Origin of the sequence: Lysinibacillus antri, from assembly GCF_003977595.1 — a bacterium.
In the GTDB taxonomy this organism is placed as follows: domain Bacteria; phylum Bacillota; class Bacilli; order Bacillales_A; family Planococcaceae; genus Ureibacillus; species Ureibacillus antri.
In genome coordinates this window covers 84,198-105,036 of sequence record NZ_RYYR01000013.1, presented here as the reverse complement: position 1 = coordinate 105,036, position 20,839 = coordinate 84,198, and the positions used below count along the sequence as shown (strand labels likewise).

Annotated in this window: 15 protein-coding genes; 7 read left to right on the top strand and 8 right to left on the bottom strand. The window is 31.5% G+C overall.

All coding sequences use genetic code 11. The annotated features are described in order from the left end of the window. Positions 1–16 precede the first annotated feature (16 nt). Both EK386_RS11365 and EK386_RS11355 read right to left on the bottom strand, forming a co-directional pair. A complete protein-coding gene (locus EK386_RS11365) occupies positions 17–241 on the bottom strand; it encodes a hypothetical protein (protein WP_126659288.1) in 225 nt (74 codons plus the stop codon). Between the two features lie 648 nt (positions 242–889). Then, entirely contained in the window at positions 890–1,906 is a 1,017-nt protein-coding gene (locus tag EK386_RS11355) for a hypothetical protein (protein ID WP_126659286.1), read from the bottom strand. A gap of 1,075 nt (positions 1,907–2,981) precedes the next feature. Between EK386_RS11355 and EK386_RS11350 the strand changes: the two genes are divergently transcribed. Continuing rightward, positions 2,982–6,032, top strand: coding sequence for a metallophosphoesterase (locus EK386_RS11350; protein WP_158674415.1), 3,051 nt, complete (start codon positions 2,982–2,984; stop codon positions 6,030–6,032). A 378-nt stretch (positions 6,033–6,410) separates the two neighbouring features. Here EK386_RS11350 and EK386_RS11345 read toward each other — a convergent pair whose 3' ends face one another. The 4 genes from EK386_RS11345 to EK386_RS11330 all read right to left on the bottom strand — a co-directional run bounded on the left by EK386_RS11345 (position 6,411) and on the right by EK386_RS11330 (position 10,717). Further along, on the bottom strand, positions 6,411–7,451 hold the full coding sequence (locus EK386_RS11345) for a ferredoxin (RefSeq protein ID WP_126659284.1): 1,041 nt from the start codon (positions 7,449–7,451) through the stop codon (positions 6,411–6,413). A 35-nt stretch (positions 7,452–7,486) separates the two neighbouring features. Further along, positions 7,487–8,293, bottom strand: coding sequence for a hypothetical protein (locus EK386_RS11340; RefSeq protein WP_126659283.1), 807 nt, complete (start codon positions 8,291–8,293; stop codon positions 7,487–7,489). A gap of 88 nt (positions 8,294–8,381) precedes the next feature. Beyond that, entirely contained in the window at positions 8,382–9,761 is a 1,380-nt protein-coding gene (locus tag EK386_RS11335; RefSeq protein ID WP_126659282.1) for a hypothetical protein, read from the bottom strand. Between the two features lie 11 nt (positions 9,762–9,772). Next, the gene (locus tag EK386_RS11330) at positions 9,773–10,717 is read right to left on the bottom strand and encodes a helix-turn-helix transcriptional regulator (RefSeq protein WP_126659281.1); all 945 of its coding nucleotides are present in this window, start codon (positions 10,715–10,717) and stop codon (positions 9,773–9,775) included. A gap of 568 nt (positions 10,718–11,285) precedes the next feature. Here EK386_RS11330 and EK386_RS20235 point away from each other — a divergent pair. From EK386_RS20235 to EK386_RS11310, 5 genes are all read left to right on the top strand, one after another. Beyond that, positions 11,286–11,441: a hypothetical protein gene (locus EK386_RS20235; protein ID WP_158674414.1), complete on the top strand. Its 156-nt coding sequence runs from the start codon at positions 11,286–11,288 to the stop codon at positions 11,439–11,441. Positions 11,442–11,462: 21 nt separating this feature from the next. Continuing rightward, the gene (locus tag EK386_RS11325; protein WP_158674413.1) at positions 11,463–12,848 is read left to right on the top strand and encodes a recombinase family protein; all 1,386 of its coding nucleotides are present in this window, start codon (positions 11,463–11,465) and stop codon (positions 12,846–12,848) included. Beyond that, the gene (locus EK386_RS11320; RefSeq protein WP_126659279.1) at positions 12,845–14,371 is read left to right on the top strand and encodes a recombinase family protein; all 1,527 of its coding nucleotides are present in this window, start codon (positions 12,845–12,847) and stop codon (positions 14,369–14,371) included. The genes EK386_RS11325 and EK386_RS11320 overlap by 4 nt, the downstream gene beginning before the upstream one ends. 465 nt (positions 14,372–14,836) lie before the next feature. After that, positions 14,837–15,040, top strand: a complete 204-nt coding sequence (locus EK386_RS11315) for a hypothetical protein (RefSeq protein WP_126659278.1) — start codon at positions 14,837–14,839, stop codon at positions 15,038–15,040. 48 nt (positions 15,041–15,088) lie between these two features. Next, positions 15,089–16,681: a recombinase family protein gene (locus EK386_RS11310; RefSeq protein WP_126659277.1), complete on the top strand. Its 1,593-nt coding sequence runs from the start codon at positions 15,089–15,091 to the stop codon at positions 16,679–16,681. 462 nt (positions 16,682–17,143) lie between these two features. Here EK386_RS11310 and EK386_RS11305 read toward each other — a convergent pair whose 3' ends face one another. Together EK386_RS11305 and EK386_RS11300 are read right to left on the bottom strand one after the other, a co-directional pair. Further along, positions 17,144–18,037 (bottom strand): S-4TM family putative pore-forming effector, encoded by an 894-nt coding sequence (locus EK386_RS11305; protein WP_126659276.1) that lies wholly within the window; start codon positions 18,035–18,037, stop codon positions 17,144–17,146. Continuing rightward, positions 18,030–19,028 carry an SMODS domain-containing nucleotidyltransferase gene (locus tag EK386_RS11300; protein ID WP_126659275.1) on the bottom strand — a complete coding sequence of 333 codons (999 nt, stop codon included), beginning with the start codon at positions 19,026–19,028 and terminating at the stop codon, positions 18,030–18,032. Before EK386_RS11300 ends, EK386_RS11305 begins: the two co-directional genes overlap by 8 nt. Positions 19,029–19,311: 283 nt before the next feature. Here EK386_RS11300 and EK386_RS11295 point away from each other — a divergent pair, with 283 nt between their 5' ends. Beyond that, positions 19,312–20,715, top strand: coding sequence for a restriction endonuclease (locus EK386_RS11295; protein WP_126659274.1), 1,404 nt, complete (start codon positions 19,312–19,314; stop codon positions 20,713–20,715). Positions 20,716–20,839: the final 124 nt, after the last annotated feature.

Sequence of the window (20,839 nt, the reverse complement as noted above, 5' to 3'; positions counted from 1 at the left end):
AACGAGGAGTGTAACTTTATTGGATAATGTTGACAAGTGGTTTTTTCATGCACAAATTAATGTCCGAAAGGTACATTTTTAGTTTGCCATAACCAACTAATTGATTTGATTGGCTCAGTTGTTTTTCAAATGGTACTAAATCAATGCTGGAAGTTTCTGCATCTACGGGTTTATCTTCAGTCTTTTCGGTACATGCGGACATCAGTAATACTAGCGATAACAAAACTCCTATTTTTTTCACAAATCCACCCCTCCCATAATACCATTTTAAAGGTATATTATGGTAAATTAAATAGTGAAAAGTAATTTTTATATAAAAGAAAAAGGCGGAATCATAGGTTACTCCACCTTTTAATTCTTCTCTCTACTTATCACAGCGGTGTGTTGAATCATTATTCGAAATCAATTGATGACATTGCGGACATTCATGATTAATTGTTTTACACTGATTACAAACTGCTTTTAATCCACTTTCGTATGATAGTTCATTTTGACATTTTGAACATGTGCCAGTTTTTTCAATTGAATATGAATACGTAAACATCTTCCTCATCCTTTCTATCAGTTAACCAATCTATGTTTTCGCCCGATAATAATCGCTTTATTTTATCCACTGTCATATTCACGATCGATTCTTCCATCTGCCTTTCTATGTAGTCTTTCTCTGCACTCGTTAACAAATCTGAAAATCTGGAATATATTTTTTCGTATAAAACGCGCTAACTCTCCACCTTTTTATGTTTTAATTTCTTCCTTTAAATCTATAGTGGAATGTGCGATTTTCAAAATGTCATCCACAGCTTTTGGTAACATTATTATAACTCAGTCTTCTGAACTCTTAATTGAAGTGCAAACTAGCACATTAAATACCTACTTCTTAAACATCTATTTATAGTAACAACTGATTCATTAAAATATTTCTTTGTTTTTCGTTCATCGGAGTAGTATGATATTCTAACGGAATTTGACTATAAAATTCATCCACTACTTCTTGAAATTTATCTACAAAACTATTAGAATCGGATAGATGTAAGATTTCTAATTCATTTTCAACAGTTGAATAATTCACCATTAAATATTTTCCACCAAATAGTTTTATAGCGATTACAACCATTTCTTCTATAAATCCTTCATTAATATAAAATGTAAATAACGCTAGTTCCGATGCTGTTACATATACATTGTGTACCTGTTCATTAAATATTTCATAATGTTCATCACTAATTGAATCTAATGCATCTTCAGTTGATAGGCCTCCCAATAAGCGATTCCAAATTTGAACCTTTGTTAACATCTTGTATGATGGTAATGTATCTTGTAGTCTCATTAATTCCAAATTTAAATTCTCCTTTAATTGGTTTATCTGTCCACTTATAATTTTGCTCAAATCAACTTCCAATTTGTCACTAACGTCCCTAATTTTGTTAACAAAGAAATGCGCATTAGTTGGTTCTTTTAATGTTAAGTAACCTCCTTCAAATGCATATGCTATTACTTCAGCTACTTCAAAAAAAGCTTTTACATAACGATCTGGCTTACCCAAAAATTGAGTAACATCTGTAGAACAGTGACTACTTAATCTTTTGCGTACTGATTCTGATTGCTTTGCAATATCTCTCTTATATTCTTGTAGTAGTTGTCCTATTGGTATTTTTCCACTTTGGTAACCATTTAGTTTACCTAGTAAGGTAAATGATTCTTTTTCTAATGGTTGCTTATTATTTTCCTTACGTTGTGCTAAAGCAGCTTGAATGAGTTTTTCACCTAAATCTTGCAAATTCTCTGAACCATTCCATCTAGCAATACTTACCATCTCTGTAAAGGATTTATTCACAGTAGCACAAATCACTTCTCCATGCTGTTGATATTGTTCTTCCGAAATATTTACTTTAATTCCTATACTCACTCTCATCACCTCTATTTAAAGTATATAATATCAAGTGATTTTTTAAGGGTACTTTCCCTAAATTCCCAAATTTCCTAACTATAATATTCTCCATGTAAAGAAAGTTTTTAAGTAGTGTGAATATCGGGGTAATGAAGAAATTTATCTCCCTATACATTTGTATGAGGGGTTACCTACATTCTTTTCCACGGAATCTTTCTTAATTTAGTTCTTAACATGTCCTGGACGAGTTAACGTATTTACATTTTTTTATACCATCAATATGTAGCAGAAATAATAATTCTATTAACCTTATTTATTCATTTCATAATTTTCACCCTAGTTTCTTACGCCAAAGATTCGACTGTATATTATAAACATGAGGACTCTTTGCAACTATGCTGGTACCTCACTCTAAATTGGCACAGGTTCCTCACAAAAAAGACTCTGGATTCGCAAAAGACTTTTTACGAATTCAGAGCCAGACTAGGAAATGTGTAATTTCAAATTACTTATATATCAAAATAAGTGTTTACTATCCAGAGTTTTTTATGAATTATGTACGTGCGAGGTCTATTAATATGTGGAGTTTTAAAAAACTCCCTACATTTTTACCCCACACCAACCCGCTTTCCAACGTGGCGGTTAAAATAAAGTCGTTCTTTTTTCACGCTTTTTTCCGCACCTTTTGAAGTGTTAAAATAAACATTTTCTACTCACTCTTTATCCTCAAAGGTTGTTAGAGCCGCTTTCTGACAAAATACTGTCGTTTTTAATGGTTGGGACAAGGACAAGAAAAAAACATAAAATGAATAACTTTGTGAATTCCCTTAAGTCCCACTAAATAATAGGGAAGTTGAGTTGAACCGATGCAAAAAAACAACCTACAACCATTCGGCAAGTTCTTTACTGATGCTACGCCCCTAACTCTATGAAGTTAGCATTATATTCATATAAAAGTGACTCTGCTATAGTTTAACAAATACATATAATCGCTTAATTGCTCCTTCAAAATACATCTCCATAAATTGCTCAGAGTGTTAGAAATATGGTATTATTTTCATTAATATACACGAAATGTAAGGAGTGGTCTAAGGTGAATAATGTTAATATATTGCACCTTTCTGATTTACATATAAATTTTAATGAAGATTCTAGTTGTTCCATTTTGAGAGAATCTCTTATAGAGGATATCAATAAAATTAAAGAAAACAAAAATATTAAAATTGATATAGTAGCAATGACAGGTGACATAATTGACAAAGGCACTGGTGACAAATCATATGCACTTGCTGAGGAATTTTTTAATGAGCTAGCTAGTAAATGTGAAATCGAAAAAGAAAAATTCCTATTTGTCCCTGGTAATCATGATATACCTAGAAAATCATTAATAAAACATCAACTACATAATAAATCGTCAGAAGATCTATTTAAAGAAGATTTAGCAACTGAGTATTGGGATTTAGCTAGCTCTAGATTCAATTCTTTTAATACATTTGTTAAGAATTTTACTGGGCGAGAAGATTTCCTAAACGAAAATTTAGGAGGAGCTGTAACAACTTTCGAAATTAATTCAAAAGTTATTAGATTTTTATTAATAAATTCTTCATGGTGTTCTCTAGACAATGAAGACTATGGTCTTTTAAAAATTGGAAAATGGCAATTAGAAAGAATTCGCTCTTTAATAAATAAAACAGAACCAACTGATTTAACCTTTGCTCTAATGCATCACCCTATTGATTGGCTAACTACAGATGAACAGAAGCTTTTAACACATTACTTAACCGATACAAAATACATACAAGCTAATTACATATTAAATGGACATATTCATACTGGAAAAATTGAGACTACAACTACACCTGATTCAACTTTAGCATCTTTAGTAACAGGGATAGGCTATCCAAACAAAGGAGAAAAAGGATTAAGTAAAATTAAAAATGGACAATGCCGCTATTCTATTTATAACTTTAACTTTGAAAATAACCTTCTTACAACATATTTAAGAATATCCCTTGATAATGGATATTTTGTTGCAGACACTCAACTTTACCAAATTGCTGGAGAGGATGGTAGTTTTACGAAAAACATATATCCTCAGAATCATACCTTACTTAAGAATAATTATGCTGATAATTTTGACATTTCCTCTATTGAAGTGGACTCGATTAAAAAAGTGTCAGATTGGGTAGGTCGTGAAGAAGAATTCACTTTAATTGAATCTAAAAAAATTTCTGTTTTAGCAATTACAGGTACTGGTGGACAAGGTAAATCTGCTTTAGCATCTGAAATTTTAAGAAGATATTCTAGAGGTTCCAACAAAAAATATGATGTTGGAATTTGGATAGATTGCCGAGAACTTCCTCACTCTTTACATTATAAAATAATTGAAACTCTAGAAAAATTAACAGATGGGAAGGAGAGTGTTTCTTTATACAGAGACGAAAAACTTGAAGATACAATTAATAGGCTTGAGGCACATTTAAAAATATATAAACTATTAATAGTATTTGATAATATCGATGCTTATGTAAATGTAGATACAGAACAAGTTTCTAAAGAGCTTGAACCATTTTTAAATTGCTTTTTAAATATAGAGCATAATAGCTTTATTATTTTTACTTGTAGACCATCTCTTATATACCATAATGCGGATTTTCACAGTATAAAATTGACCGGGCTTTCAGAAGAAGATGGAATACAATTTTTTAATAAACGTGGAATAAAATTAGAAAAAAACAATAGTGTTGAATATAGTAATAAAATAATCTCAATGACTCAAGGACATCCATACTGGTTAGGTTTAATTGCCGGACAAGTGGCGGCAGGGCGCGATAACTTTAAAAAATTAATCGAGAATTACTCAGTAGGACAAGTTTATGAACGGGCTAGACTTCAAGAATATTTTAAAAGTGTATGGGATCAGTTAAGCAAAGATCGTCAAAGACTATTACGATATTTAGTAGAAGCCCATCGTCCACTAAATCAACTGGAAATTTCTATTTTAGAGAATGGTCCCGATAAAATTCGTAAAGAACTACGTAGACTTGAACGTTTTGGTTTAGTAGAACCTCACGAAAGCGTTTCTAACGATATTACCTCTTATCAGGTGCATCCTTTAGTACGCGAATTTATACATGAAACTTATACACCTTCAGCACAAGAACAATACGTTCAGAAAGTACTTTATGTATTTTTACCTAGAAATATAGTTGATATACTATTCAATAAAAATACTGATTTAACAGGGTCAACAATTCCCTCACCTAGTGCTTTATTAGAATCTCTCGAAACATGCTTAAATTCCAGAAACAGCGCTAAGGCATTGACCCTTATGGAACAATACAAGAATGCATTATTAGATAATGGTTATCACCATCAATCACTCTCAATTTCATGCAGGATTTTGGATTCTATAGATTGGAATGAACATAAAATAGCATTTAGATCAAAAAGCGTCCTATTTTTACGTAGTTTAATAAGACAGCTAATATACTTTGGTGATAAAACATATGAAAACTACTTAAAAAAGTATGAAACTTTAGTTGAGCCAAACACACTTCCATATCTTCGTTATTTAACTTTACTAACCGATGTGGAATGGAGAATTGGAAATTACAATAAATCTATTCATTACAGCTATGAATATGAAAAATTAGCCAATTCATTAGATAATTTTACTGAACATAGAGATATAAAATATACTAGAGCTTTATCATTAAGAGATTTTGGAGAAGTAGAAGAAGCCTTATCACTCTTTAATGAACTTAAAGATACTTCAGTTAAAGAAGCAGAATATCTAGGCAACTGCGCTAAATGCTACCATAAACTTGGAGATTTTGATAAAGCTGAAACATTAATCAAACAATCGCTTGAATTACTACTAGAAGATTCATCTTATTCATCTTTTACTAATCTTGGATATGCCTATTTATGGTATTCAGAAATTATGTACGATAAAGAAGATTTTAAAACCTCAAAAGAATTACTATTTGATGCAAAAGACATTTGGGAAGAATATGCACCTGGTTTCACATCCATAATACACAACAAAATTGAAGAATATTCAAATAACTCTATTTGGAATTCAATAAAGACTAATAATAAAAATGGCAATTTGGTATTCTTAAGTACACAATCCGTATAAATTAATTAAAGGAAAAGCAGACGATTTAGGAGTAATTTATCGACTTCTAAATCGTCTGCTTTTTTCAATTTATTAAAATAAATCCAACCACGCGACCGCTTTACAATGTGCAGAGTGTTTATGGAAACATATGGATGTTGGTGGGTCTATCCAAGTAAGTAAGCTCCTTCTATGGATGGAGCTTACCTGCTTTTCTACACTATTTCTTATATTATAATTATGCTTTACATTAATACGCCTGTAATATCTGTCACGATGTATTTCCAAAGTACGATAAATCAATATTACAAAAAGCAAATCGTAATATTTCTCCTTTATTTCCCACTAAATCACATTAGCAAAATGTTAACATTTGGGAGTAAAACTTTACACCAATCTTTAGTTCGGTATCATTTGATTTTTACAAAGGTTTTCCAATTCAGAAATCTTTGCACTTAATTCTTCTTTGACTTTCTTCTCAAAACTTTTCAATGCATGATTTACATCAATAACTACTCCTTCTTCGATATCACTAGACATATGTCCAATTGCCCATGTTAAATCGTCAATAAACTCTTTTGCTGCATCATGAAATCCCGAGTAGTACCACACATTTTTGTACTTTACTTTACCAAATAAACCTTCACCAACATATTTTTCATCGTAGTCAAAATCCATACCATTTACATAATCATTCAGTCCGGTATGTGAAATATCCTTCATTGTAGAAATAATGCCTGAACTTGTGCTACGCTCATCAAACATCGTTAATTGTACTATATTTCCATCTTTCTCTTTCAAATATACAGAAAATTTTTTCCAATCCTCTGGTATTTTATTATTTCCGCCAAGCACCTCACCAATTTCTGCATATGCATCTGACAACAATTTTCTTATTTGTTGATTATAAGCATAATAAGCACTATCTTCGGTGTCTGTACAAGTATAATATGGTTTTAAAACATTAACCTTGTACTCTACAAAAACCTTCTTAATCATTGGTCGGAAAGCAGTTTCTGAATAACACAAGCGATTAAATTCATCCTTTGCTGCAGATTTTGCTGAACTCTCAGATGAATAGTCTCTTTTATATTCCCTACTGCTACTTGGAATCGGAATATAATAGTCTTTTATGTTTAACTTAATATCCGAATTACTAACTTTTTTAACAGAAAAATTGTCACATTGATTCTTCAATGCATTAATTATATCAGTAATCCCTGCAGCGCCTGTTTTGTTTGTATTTCCAGTTTCAACAATCTGCAATGCTGACTCAGGACATTCCCCAACAACTTTCATAACACTGTCCATATCTTTTTCTTGAATAGCCATTCCAGCTACTGGTTCAGCATTACCTTCAGCATTTTCCTGTAAATAAGGGCTATTTACTATACATAAGCCACAGCCACTACATTTTTCATTAACATGAATCTGTTTCATTATAAAAACTCCTTGTAAAATATTATTTATATATATTATTCTATTATTGCTTGATTCATTTTTTCTAAGTATTTTTCTCCTGTCATGATCATTTCGTTTGCTGACTCACATATTTGACCCTTTTCATCAACTACAGGAACATTTATAATGTCAGATATCGCCATTGCAATATTTACACAAGTCATCAAAATACCTTTATCGTATTCACTATAACCTCGAACATCTAATCCATTTTTTTCTATAGTCTTTGATGTTTCGTTAATTGATTTAATAAACAATGCATTCATTGCCATAAGTAAGTTTGATATTCTATCAGCACGCGCTACTATAGCATCATACAATGCTACAATAGATTCAGACTGTGAATATACTACATTCGCTGCTCTCATTTGACTATTGGCAGCAGATAGATATCTTTCCGAGTCCATCTCCATCAATTTACCAAATCCTTTTGTAATCCAACCACAGACCAATTCTTTATCAGTAAAATCTTTTTTTACAGATAAAGATAGGGCATCTAAAACAGCCAATTTTCTAACATTATCACGCATTGCTATTTCATTCATTGTTGTATTATTTTCCAACTCAATTTTCTGTATCTGATTATAGACATCTACAAATTTGGGTACAGTACCCTGAACTATTGCTCGTTTCTTTTTTGCAACATTCATAAGTCTCTTATCCGTAAATTCAGCTTTTTTCCTAACCATTAATTCAGCTTCTTCGCTTCTTTCAAAAGCTTTTGCGTATTTTCTTAGTGCTTTCTCATCCATTTTAAGCGACTTATCAGCACTATAAAACGTCTTCGCCAATGCTCCTACTGCTAAAGCTTCAATTATCATTTTTATTGTTTATCCAATCATTTGTTAATGACTAGATATCTCCTTTCCTAAGCTAATTGTTAAAGTATCACTAAATAACCGCTTACTCTTAAAATTTTAATTTTAACGGCATATCCAACTGTGCTTCATACTCATCAAGATTTTTAAAGGCAACACTATTTCCGAACAATGCAAGTATTTTATCTAAACCGTCTGTCACACCTTGTAGATTAAAAGTTTGTTCACAAGCGCTACTGAGCATCATATTAAATCCATCTTGAATTTGTTCGTCCCAGTATTTATATTCGCGTTCTACTATACTTTTAAATTTTTCTCTTTGATTTTCCATTTCCTTCAGGGCCTCTGTTTCAAGTCTCCTAATTTGACTTTCTTTTATCTTATAATCGTTCAAATGTTTTGATACATTATAGACCGAGACAATAGCACTACAAGCAACTGTTGTAATAATTGTACCGAGTATTTCACCAATTACTTTACCAGCAACTACACCAGCTACAGTTCCCACTCCAGGGAGAGCTATAGTTCCAGCGATACCACCTAAAATAGTACCAATTTCTCCCCCAATAGCACCTCCTATCATGCCGGCTACCATAGTTGCACCTTTTACGCCAACTTCCTCAATAAACTCCTTCCCATCTATTTCTCCATTAATATATTTTACAGCAGACTCTTGTACAATTACGGCAACTGTGACAATTTGTGCTACTCCATTACTACTCGCAAGTTTTGTAAATACTGTATTCCCGCTATTACTCAATTGTGAGTTCACAACATCTAAAAGTAGCTTATTTGTTCCTCCTGCAACTGCAACATCTACAACGACTTTACCCATATCTTTGGTAGCTTCTTTTAAAGACTCTTCTCCACTAGCCACTTTGCATAACCTTCTTACAGCCTCAGCTGTCAAAGGGATTGCTGATTTGACTAAGGTATCGGCTGCTCCTGTAACAAAACTTTCACCAGCAGACTTGGCCATATTAGACGTTTGCTTTGCTATTTCTGTTGCTTTAGGTGCGATTGTATCCGATACATTTTTAACATACATAGTAGTTGCCTCAGCATCCATGTGAATACGACTATCAAATTCCTTTGCCAACATTGTTGCAGACGTTTTAAGATTTTCTGGCTCACCTTTTTTTATTTGGCGTATTAAATATTTATGGTTCTCCAAATCCCCCTTACTTCTATTTAATTTTGAATTGGTTGTTGCATAATTGTGCTTTTCATTATTTACTAATGCTTTTTGTTGTTCTTTGGATAACCACTTATAACGTTCTTCAACAACACTAATCGGTGTAATATGATCTGTATCCGATGTCTTATTAGTAGGATGCTTATACTTTGCATCTCTTTTATTCCCCATAAAAACTCTCTCACCTGTATAATCATCTATACGAGATTTTTTATCACCATATTGTTGTTCTTTATATATTTTTCTTTTATAGAGATCATCTATTTCTCTTGCCATAAACTCAACTCCTAAAATCTAGTAAGATTTTCTTGTAGTAACTCTATATTGTTCCCCTGACTACGTATCCACATATCAATGCCATTACCATAAACCTCAGCCTTAATGGTATATACTCCATTTTTCTCTGCAATAACTTCCGCCGTTGGTAACCGATCCAATACTGCCTCTATTGAAGCGCCACTAAAATTGAATGTGATTTTTTTTAGTTCTCCAGAATACATAAACTGTACCCGCTTACGAAACTCTCCATCATTAAATTTGTTCTTGTATGGGATATTGAAGAATTGCTTTGTACCATTTAATTCTGTAATCCGATCTATCCGAAAAATTGTTGGAAAATCCATACTTCTATCTACCATGTAGGCAATTAGATAAAAGTAATATTCGGAAAACATAATAGATACCGGTTTTACTACTCTTTTCTTCAAAATACCATCTTGACGAGTATAAGTGAATTTTGCCATTTCACTTTTCGTTATTAATTGCGACAATTCCCACAAAATAGAAAATAAATATTTTCCATGTCTTAGTGGTACATAATGATGTTGCTCACTTCTTATCATATTTCCAACCTTTTTACGGTCATTTGGTGCTACTTGGATTAACAACTTAGAGATTAGACTATCTAGTTCTTCTCTACAAAAGGCACGACTCTCTAGTAAAATCTTACAAAGTGCCAGTACTTCTTCATTCGTCAACCACTCCCGTTCAAAGCGAACAAGATAATAACCATTTTTAGCTTTATCATATTTAATTGTTGTCTCTATTTCCGAAAAGTATGTCCCAGTAAGATATACACGAAGATCATCAATATCTCTTTGAATAGTTTTTTGAGTAACACCAAAGTATCTTGCTAGTTGTGCTTTTTCTAAAATCTCTCCCTTATTTAACCTTTCATAAATACTTAATAATCTAAAACCCTTGTTTCCGTTGTAATTAATCCCTAAGTCCATGTCCTCACCACCTATTAATAAACTACTATCATTATATCGAATAAGATGGACAAATAATGGGATTTTAATGGAAAATATTCCAATTATCTATATCTTTTTATTCTATCAAAAACAGAACTTTTTACCTATTAGAATATTAATTTCTTAAAGTTAAGATGATTAACGCTTGAGGCCAAGAGCATTCAACTTATATATCTACTATTTTAAATAGAAAGGAGGGCTTCCTCAGTGGAGGACAAGAATCATTGCCAAAACAACAATAGATGGTATCAGCAATGTCTTGAACATTGTGAAGCCTTTGGTATCTCCAAAACCACTATCAAATTGTTCATCCACCTACAGGAACAAAAACATGAACAAAATAATAAAGAAGCTGAAAATTCCCGGCTATGAAATAAGCACTGTTATTCGTCCAAGAAAGAATCATTCATTGAAGGAAATTAATGATGTTCAGTTATCACTTAATTTCACGGAGATGAAATCTACTAACACAGATAAAGAGAAATAAAGTATAAAAAGTTCCTTTCCAGTCAAAGATGAATACAAAAATAAGACTGGAGGGAACTGAATGAACGAGCAATACCGTGTTGTCAAAGTTAGTTACTCTGAAGAGTTATCAGCCGAATCTGAATTATGGTTTAAAAGATTTATTGAAAAAATGCTTCTTGACCATGTTGCAAAAGATGATTACAGACTCAGAGCCTTACTGATTAGTAGAAAATAACTTATGAGAAAGGATAATTACATGAAGGAAAGAAATTTAATTATTGTTTATTGCAGGGTAAGTTCTGCTAAACAACATCTGGATCTACAAATCTCTGCAGCAAAAAGGTATCTTGAATCACTCGGCCTAAAGGAAGATGATGATTTTATTAATTATTTAGACGATCACGATATTTCAGCTACGAAGTTGAAAATAGAAGAGAGACCGAATCTAATGCATTTAATCCGTTTAATAAAAGAAGGAAAAGTCAAAACGGTTATTGTATATAAGCGTGATCGATTAGCCAGAAACTTTTATGAATTTGTTGATATTACGAAGTTATTTATTAAATATGATGTGGAGGTTATTTATACAGCTAGTAATGAACCGCCATTTAAAAATAAACTATCTTTAGAAGCCTTTTATGGGATGTTTTCGCAAATGGAAGGTCAAAATATCGGTACACGTACTGCTGATGCTCGAAAGCAATATCCATCAAAGATCTTGGGGTATAAACGTATTACTGATAATGGAAATAAACCTCAATATATTATCAATGAGGATAAAAAAGATGTCATTCAATCGTTATTTATTGATTTTAGTAATGTTCAAGGTGAAGATGAGTTTCTTGAGTTTTTATTAGTACGCAGAAAAGGTTTAAATAACCCTGAAAAAATTATTAAAATTCTAACAAATCCCTTCTACTCAGGACATTACGAATCGAAAAATAGTTATCAGTTTTTGCATCATGTAGAGCCTTTTGTAAGTCTAGAACTATACGTTGAGTGTAAATCAAAAATCGATTTGTTTATTGCTTTCTATCTTGAAAAAATGGCAGAGGTGAATAAACAGCATTTGGTAAGCCCGATGTGCGGTGAATGTGGGGGTACAATGAAATATCGGAAGAAGAACCAACTTGACTTAGGTTACTTTGTATGTAGCTCTAATCACAAGAGAATTTCTATCCCTGTTGAAGAGATTGATAAATTAGTAATACAAACCGTCTTAGATTATGTCCAATCGATTTCCGTTAATCTTGCAAAAAAAATAATTTCAAAACAAATTACGGCGGCACAGAAAAATGTACAAAAGGCTTTAGAAAGTACTACAGCAGAATATCTAGATACCTCTCTAAAAATTTGCACACTTGATAGAAAAGTGAAATCTGCTATGTCTAAGTATTTGGAGGAAATTGCTGCACTTAAAAACAAGTACAGTGACTTAGAACAAGATTTATTGTCTTTACAAATTCTAAGTAGCGAAATTACGGACATTAATCGGTTATTATCTCAGCTTAATTATAACTTTAAGGAGCAAGAACTTTATCGACTCATCGAATTAATTGTTGATAAAACTCAAGTTTATGAAACTTACGTGCATATAGATCTGTTTCTTTCATCTTTTGTAAAGGAATCGAATGCCTCATGAAAACGAAAAAGAAATTCAAATTCAACAAAAAAGTGAAAGCGACTGCTTATCTTCGTTATTCTGATAAAAAACAAGATGGAAATAACTCTTTAGAAATTCAAAAAAGCCAAATCGAACTATTAGCTGAAAGGGAAAACTTAGAGATTACTGAGTGGCGTGCAGATAAAGCAACAAGTGCCTTTCATAATAATGTGAGGAAACGGAAAGGTATCCAACTGCTCCTAGAAGATATTGCAAATGGAGCAGAGGCAGTCTGCTTTTATGAGGAATCTAGGATTACTAGGAGTATCACAGATTTCTACAATGAAATTTATATTCCTATAAGAAAGCAGTACCCTCATGTAAAGTTTTTCAGTACCCAATCGGACGGTGAATGGAATCCAGATGATCCAATTACACAAGCAAAACTTGTCTTTGCCGCAGAAGAGTCTGAAATAAAATCCACCCGCGCAATAGACGCTCAAATGACTTTGCTACAACTGGATCAACCAAAGCGCCCCGGTTCCCGGACACCTGTCGGATACGATTTGGAAAATGGAGTTTTGTATCCTAATGAAGATTCTACGGTAGTACAGTTGATTTACCATCTTGCTAGCTGGGGACATTCACACGCTACAATTGCTGAGTTTTTAAATAAATGTGCCATAACAACTAAAAAAGTAAAGAGTTGGAATAGTAGTACAATCAGTTATATTCTTTCAAACCGTGCTTATTCAGGAAACTTAGCTTGGAATGTAAGAACAAGCTATGAAATTAGCAAACCAAAACCGGAAAAGGATATTGATTTATTTAAAAATGTACATTCTTCTATTATTAATCCAACTGTTGCTCACCTAGTTCAGCAGATAACCGATTTAAAAAACCTATATGGAACAATGAATACACCATTTTACCTTCGTTCCATTATTAAATGCAAAAGCTGTGATTCGTATCTATTAGCTAAAGATAATTCACCAAAGAACAAACCGGGACAATATAGGATATATAAATGTGCTTCTTGTAAAAATAGTGTTTCCATTATCCCTGTTCATCAAACTGTTTTAGGTGATTTACAGAAGAAATGGAGTACCCAGCTCAATACCTTTTTAACCACATCTAGGGAACAACTTAAACGTTGGAATACTAAACTTATCAAATCAAAAGATAAATTAAAACAGAAAAGAGAATTAACACTTCTTAATGAAAAAATATTAGCTGATGATATAGCAAATTCACCGCTATTATCTGAAGTATTTTTAACAACTAAGAATCACTTACAAGAAGAAATAACTTATATTAGCGAGACTATTGAAGAAATTAACCTACTTCTCGAAGAAGAGTATCTTGTTATTATTTTAAAAGAAATGCTCGAACATAGCTTTTCTGATTTTACAGATACCGAACTAAGAGTATTCTTCTTAATGTTTTTCGATGAAGTAGTAGTTAATTTTGAGAGAAATAACGAAATTCACATCAGTTATCGTCTCTCCCCATTCATTTTGTTGGAAAATGCAACTGGTTATGTTACCGAACAAATAAGATAAGAAGAAGTTTTGACTGGTTAGGAAACCGAATTAAATGTGCTAAATTTACTTTCGTAAAATCGCCATTCTTAGAATCCCTTGTAATCAAGGCTTTTAGAGCATGTTCATTCGGTTTTCCAGTCATCTTGGAATTCCTCGATGGTTAATATACCGAACGCTATATTTTAATAATGGTCAAAAAACCGAAAATCTAAACCTAAAATAAAAATATAATTATTTTTTAGAAGACTTAAAATATAAAAATATGAAGATATAATGTTTTTAATACTAAATAGACAAAAAAGGGAAAACCCCATAGAAGATTTACACAAATGTGTAGGTCCTTCTATGGGGTTTTCTTTTTTAAAGAACTAAAGGTGTTGAATTAGGTGTTATTAATAAGACATCTTCGATAAGAAAAATGACTAATATTATCGATTCAAAGCGAATACAATTTAACACCCCATAATATCGGAGTGATTTATTATGAAGGATGTAAGTCACCCTCAATCATTGGGTGAAATTGACGTAGGTGGAGTGAAGTATCTACACGTACCAGATGATAACTTTGATTATTTAAAGGATATATCAGAAAACGAAGTGAAAATACATCTAAAATTCACCAAAGATCAAGAAAAAAGAAAAGAAGCAAAAAATGCATTAAAAACCTTTTTCTTAGAGATATTATAAATATCTGTATATTTTAACATAATTGGCAAATGAAACGGGTGTGCGAAAATGAAACGAGTTTGGTGTCTTTTTCGAGTATCGAAGAAACAACAAGTAAGTACAGATGATGATATACCGATGCAAAAAAATGCTTGCCATGAATTCGTTAAAAACAAACCTAATTGGATAATAACAAATGAGTTATACGAAAAAGGAGTATCTGGTTGGAAAAAATCATTAAACGAACGAGATGAAATGGCAATTCTAAAAGAAGGCGCATTAAATAAAGAATTTGACGTATTATTAGTTTTCATGTTCGATCGTTTAGGTCGAAGAGAAGATGAAACACCAGTAATGGTAAATTTTTTAATTCAAAACGGTATTGAGGTTTGGTCTGTAAAAGAAGGCCAAAGAAAAATTGAATCTCATGTTGATAAGCTTCTAAATTATATAAGCTTTTGGCAATCGGATGGTGAAAGTCAAAAAACATCGATTAGGGTAAAAGAAGCGAAAAAACAGCTAAGCGAACAAGGCTATTTTCAAGGTGGAGTGGCACCAATTGGATACAAAATTGTTGAAACATCAGAAAAACATTGGAAAAATAAAGATCGTCTAGTTAAAGAATTACTGCCAGATGAAAATGAGTCAGAAATGATTAAGTTAATTTATAATTTATATGTAAACAAACATATGGGTTATAGAAAAATTGCAGATTATTTAAATGAAAATGGATATCGAAATAGAGATGGTAAAGTTTTTGTAGTGACTACCATACAGAGAATATTATCAAATCCAATTTACATTGGATTTAAGAGATATAAAACTGCTGTAGGAGGAACGCAGCCATTTAACGAAAATTTAAGAATTATTTCTGATGAGCTATTTAGCCAAGCGGAACAAATAAGAAATATTAGGAGTAGTAATATTCAAGAACAAGACAAATCTGGTATACCAAGAACAGGAAAATTGTTATTTTCGGGCTTGGCATATTGTAAATATTGCGGTTCAAAACTAACCCCTAACTATCTTTACAGAAATTCAAAATATAATAATAAAGAAGGATATTATAAAAATATCATTTATCGATATAAATGTCCTTTAAACAAAGGTAGATTATATTGTGATCATCAACAAAATATCTGGGGTGGAAAAAAATTCGATACATTAATTATTAATAAGATAAAAATTATCCTATCACAATTTGACTTAAGATCCTTCCTTGATACAAGCAAAAATATGAAAGCTGAATTATTAAAGCTAAAAGAACGGAATGTTCATAATTTGAAAAAAGAGTATTTAGATTTAACAAAGCAACATGAAAAATTAAACCTTGAAATCGGGAAAACTTTAATTGGTGAGAGTTCTTTTACTCCTGAACAGTTATCTGGGACCATTAATGCAATAGAAAAGCAAATAGAAGTAAAGGTATCACAAATAAATTCTTTGAATAAAGAATTAGAAAAAGAGAGAGAAAACTATTCCGATGTAAATTATCTGGCAAATGAATTAGAAAATTGGGAACAAAAGTTTAATGAAGCAGATGAGGATCTAAAAAAAGCAATGCTCTCAAGAATAATTAATAAGGTTTATTTAGGGAAAAATGAAATAGAAATTGAACTGAATATATGGTTATCAGATTACTTTGAAGGGAAATTTAATTAGAATCTTTTGGGGAAGAAATTATTTATGAATTAACCGAAAAGAAAAATATAAAATGCTTTGCATAGAATATACATCAGCTTAAAATAATCCGTTTAGTTCTCTGGTACAAAATGAAAATAAAACGCACACATAATTGGGCTGTTGATTAGAATCCAAATCAACAGTCCATTTTTTAATTAATAGGAAGTGAGTCTAACTGGATTCAATACATTTATAATATACTGATTAGCTCATACACTATATTGTTTAATAACAATTTTAAAGTAAGGTGTAGTTAGAGAGATGGATTAAAGAATTACTAGAAAAACTTTACGCAAAACGTTTTTAAATTACAAAGGATACAAATTTTTTCTCTTATCGTTGTAAATTGGCCACAATCCTAACGCTACGCCTATTTGTTTGGAATGTCACTGATATGAGCAATATATGCTGCTGGTAAACGATAAACAAAAAAATCTCCAGTTAAAAACCGGAAGTTTTTTGTTTATCGCTCTGAGCTTCATTTGTATCTTTTGCTATTTTGTCAAACAGATTTCTCTTTAACCAGTAAATTTTGTCAGGAACCATGTTTACGTCACATCGTGTTAGAAACACAATATCCTGGTAACCCCTACACTTATTTACTATGTCATCATCAACTCTTGAATAATTTTCTACATCGACTGTCACTTTCGGTAAAACTTTTTCTAATGATTCATGCCGCTTTATATGCCCCTTCGTTATCTCAATTAAGTGCAAGATTAAAGGTAAAGAAGGAACTAAAAAGGAAATTATCAAAGTTTGGGTAGGTAAATTCATTAGGAAGCAAATTCCTAACATAATTAAAATATACAGAATAACAATCCAGATTAATATATTTTTATAAAACTTCCTTTGTTCTATATCCCAAACAATGCTTGTCCTTTGAGCCAATAAAACATTAAAATAATGATCAGGACTCTTTAATCCAGGGTACCAATTTTTAAGATGTTCCTCTTTTTCTTGGGACATTTCATTTAACTTCATTATTCGTTCAATTGGAATCTTCTCACCAACTATAAGGTTATTCCACGAGATTTTAAATAAATCCACATCAAATTGCTCCTGAATTTTTGCCGCATCTCTTACCATACTTTTTTCAATTTCTATAAAGAGAACTCTGTTTAGAACGAGCCAAACTCCAGCTATAAAAGCTAATTCTTCCTTTAAGTTAGGGAAATATTTTAAGCCTAAAATACTAACAATAGGAAGCAATACTGTTATTAAGACTCTAAAAGACCGTAATTTCTTTGCTCTTGTATACAGAATTCGCATGGCAGCCAAAAGACGCAATGATTCTGGTTCATTCTGTTTTACATTAATATAAATTTCATCCATAGTCAGGGAACTCACTTCCAAAAACTTTTTTCCACTCGTCGTGGGCTGATTTATGGTCATCTTTAGCCACGAAACCAATAGCATTTTGTGCACACAAAGAAGCTTTTGCAGCTGCTTCAGAGAATTTGTGTTTGGTTTCAGAAGTAAGTGTATTTAAATCGCCTTGTATTCCTTTGGGATCATAACAGCTAGAATAAATACTGATGCTTAAATGATAAAAAAGATCCTTTAAAGTCACCTGGTCTGAGATAGATACCTCGTTAGTATCAAAATAATTTAAAACTAAATTTTCTAACAAGTAAGATCTAATACTTGGAACAACAGGTCTTTTTTGCCAATATTTTATAAGCCTGATAATCCTTAGTACTCCCCCGTTCCGCTTTTGATTTATTTCAGTCGCTCTTTTAGCATCTATCCGTGGGTCAGTTTTTTTCCATTTCCCATTACCATCGGGGATCAAATAGTAAGTTCTTTGAGAGCTATCAGGAGACGTTATAAAAGCCGGTACAATATCAAAGTTCCATTCATAGCTAGTTAGTTTAAGTGTTATAGCTTCTTGATTCCGTTTAATATCTGCCGCAGAATATTGAGGGACATTCTGTAAAGAGCTTTTTAACTTATTTAAAAGCCTAACCGAGTTTAGAGTATTGTCTTCATTCGTTAAACGCCTTAAATTAGTTGCTGTATCAGGAACGGAAATAGTAATTTCGTTATTAAAATATGTGTTATAAGTACTTCCGTTTGCTGAAAAGACTATAATAAAATCAATGTCATCCAATGGACGAATTTTTGTTCTTCTTGCAAAAGAACCCATTTGAACATTGTTTTCTTCTCTATAAATTTCAGGGAAGTACGAATCACTATTCTGGAAACTTTCAATTTTTTCAACTAGCCAATTTCGGCTGCTTCTTGCTGTTCCAAGTCTAGTCGGATCTAAATCTACACAGTTCTTAGAGAAATCTCTAATGCTTGTAAATACACTTTTCGCCATCCAGTTATCTCCTATTTTTTAAACAAATTATAACAAAATTAACATATTTCTTCCAGCCTCCACTACTATTCTACCTCCCCTAAAAAATATAGTCATAACTAGTCGAATTCTGACAATCAGGCTCAATTCTTGAAAAAGATTTGTCCCTTTTTTAGCTAAAGGACCATATTGTGAAGCAATGGCTTTAAAGAAATTTTAGTATATAATTTAAAATTCAGTAGAGATTGTGAAATATATACCTAAGTTAATGAGACAAAATAATTAATAAATAAAGAGGTTTTTTATGGTAATTACCCTGTATAATAGTATGAGATTTTATTGCTCGGTAACCAATTTGGGGGGATACGCTATTTGGACTTTTATAATTGTACTATCATTAATATTAATAGCTTTATTATTAATTTTTTTTGTAATAGGATATTCCTCAATTGAAAAAGGGAAATCCGAAAAGTTGGTGATAGAAACCAAATTAGAAAGCTGTAAAAAGGAAGTTATTAGATATAGAAATAGGTTATCTGCAAATAAAAAAGCAACCCAGATTATATATAATTTTTTTATGAAATATGACCCTGAAATTTTTAATTCTTCGTATCACATTATGGTATTTGAGAGATATTTGTATAAAATATATCCTAATAGTAGAATGCTTCTATGGTCTGATGGTTATAATACGACCCCATATTCAAATAATGACCACTCAACTCCATATCCAAACAATGAGAAAATTCGATTTTTTCAGCCAATAGAATCCTTTGAAAAAGACATTCAATTTAGGTTAAATGATAAAACTTTGTTTAAAAAAACGGAAAGGTTTTATAAAGAGGAATTCAGTCAGCTACTTGAAATAATAAAAAGTTATGAAGAATTCAGATCAACTGAAATAGCTTCTTTAACATTATGGCTTTTGTTAAGAGAGGAAGCTATTAAATACTATTCAGATATTTTCTCGAAACGTTATGAGGAAAAATACTTTAATAACCTCTCTAATTTAGACTCAAAGCAGTGTATTGAAATTTTTCTTAAGTATATATGGAGGCAGGATAAATCATCTGAGGAATTGATCGATATTATAGAAAAAAAGAAAAAATCTACTTGGGAGTTTTTTTATACCGAGGACACCAATACAATTTTGTTTACATGTTTTCTAATGCAAAAGAAAAAAATTAAGCTGAACAATTTACTTCATGCAGATTCTAAGATAAAAGAATCTTTTCAAGCTATACTTTTTTCTGAAGATTGGATTAAAAGACTGAAAAAAAATAAGGTCATGGATTTTGAAAACTTTTTATTAAATAATGACTCAAAAAAAGCATCATCAAGCACTACAATTCATGAAGTTGATTTAATGAATGGGATCGAATTTGAAAACTTTATTAATGATTTATTTAAAAAAATGGGCTATGATTCTGAAGTAACAAAAGCCTCAGGTGATCAAGGTATAGATATTATAACAAAGAAAAATGGAAAATCATTTGGAATTCAAGCAAAATGTTATTCCAATGTTGTTTCTAATAAAGCTGTTCAAGAGGTTGTGGCTGGATTAAACTATTATAAGCTTGATCAAGGAATAGTTATCACAAATAATAAGTTTACAAAGTCAGCAGAGGATTTAGCTAGAGCAAATAATATATTGCTCTGGGATAGGGAAATCTTAAAAGATAAAATCAATACATTTATGAAACGATAAAGTGTCGTATTCACTTATATCTTATTTATTAAATATAGAGCGCGATTGTTGAAATAGAAACAGCAAATGAACTTCCTCTTTTTGGGGAGTTCATTTTTTTATTGAGTCAGCTTAAACTTAATCT

What these genes read in the sequence shown, in the direction of transcription:
- EK386_RS11345 (WP_126659284.1), bottom strand. Translation starts at nt 7,451, where the DNA reads ATGAAACAGATTCATGTTAATGAAAAATGTAGTGGCTGTGGCTTATGT.
- EK386_RS11340 (WP_126659283.1), bottom strand. Translation starts at nt 8,293, where the DNA reads ATGATAATTGAAGCTTTAGCAGTAGGAGCATTGGCGAAGACGTTTTAT.
- EK386_RS11335 (WP_126659282.1), bottom strand. Translation starts at nt 9,761, where the DNA reads ATGGCAAGAGAAATAGATGATCTCTATAAAAGAAAAATATATAAAGAA.
- EK386_RS11330 (WP_126659281.1), bottom strand. Translation starts at nt 10,717, where the DNA reads ATGGACTTAGGGATTAATTACAACGGAAACAAGGGTTTTAGATTATTA.
- EK386_RS20235 (WP_158674414.1), top strand. Translation starts at nt 11,286, where the DNA reads ATGAACGAGCAATACCGTGTTGTCAAAGTTAGTTACTCTGAAGAGTTA.
- EK386_RS11325 (WP_158674413.1), top strand. Translation starts at nt 11,463, where the DNA reads ATGAAGGAAAGAAATTTAATTATTGTTTATTGCAGGGTAAGTTCTGCT.
- EK386_RS11320 (WP_126659279.1), top strand. Translation starts at nt 12,845, where the DNA reads ATGAAAACGAAAAAGAAATTCAAATTCAACAAAAAAGTGAAAGCGACT.
- EK386_RS11315 (WP_126659278.1), top strand. Translation starts at nt 14,837, where the DNA reads ATGAAGGATGTAAGTCACCCTCAATCATTGGGTGAAATTGACGTAGGT.
- EK386_RS11310 (WP_126659277.1), top strand. Translation starts at nt 15,089, where the DNA reads ATGAAACGAGTTTGGTGTCTTTTTCGAGTATCGAAGAAACAACAAGTA.
- EK386_RS11305 (WP_126659276.1), bottom strand. Translation starts at nt 18,037, where the DNA reads ATGGATGAAATTTATATTAATGTAAAACAGAATGAACCAGAATCATTG.
- EK386_RS11300 (WP_126659275.1), bottom strand. Translation starts at nt 19,028, where the DNA reads ATGGCGAAAAGTGTATTTACAAGCATTAGAGATTTCTCTAAGAACTGT.
- EK386_RS11295 (WP_126659274.1), top strand. Translation starts at nt 19,312, where the DNA reads ATGGTAATTACCCTGTATAATAGTATGAGATTTTATTGCTCGGTAACC.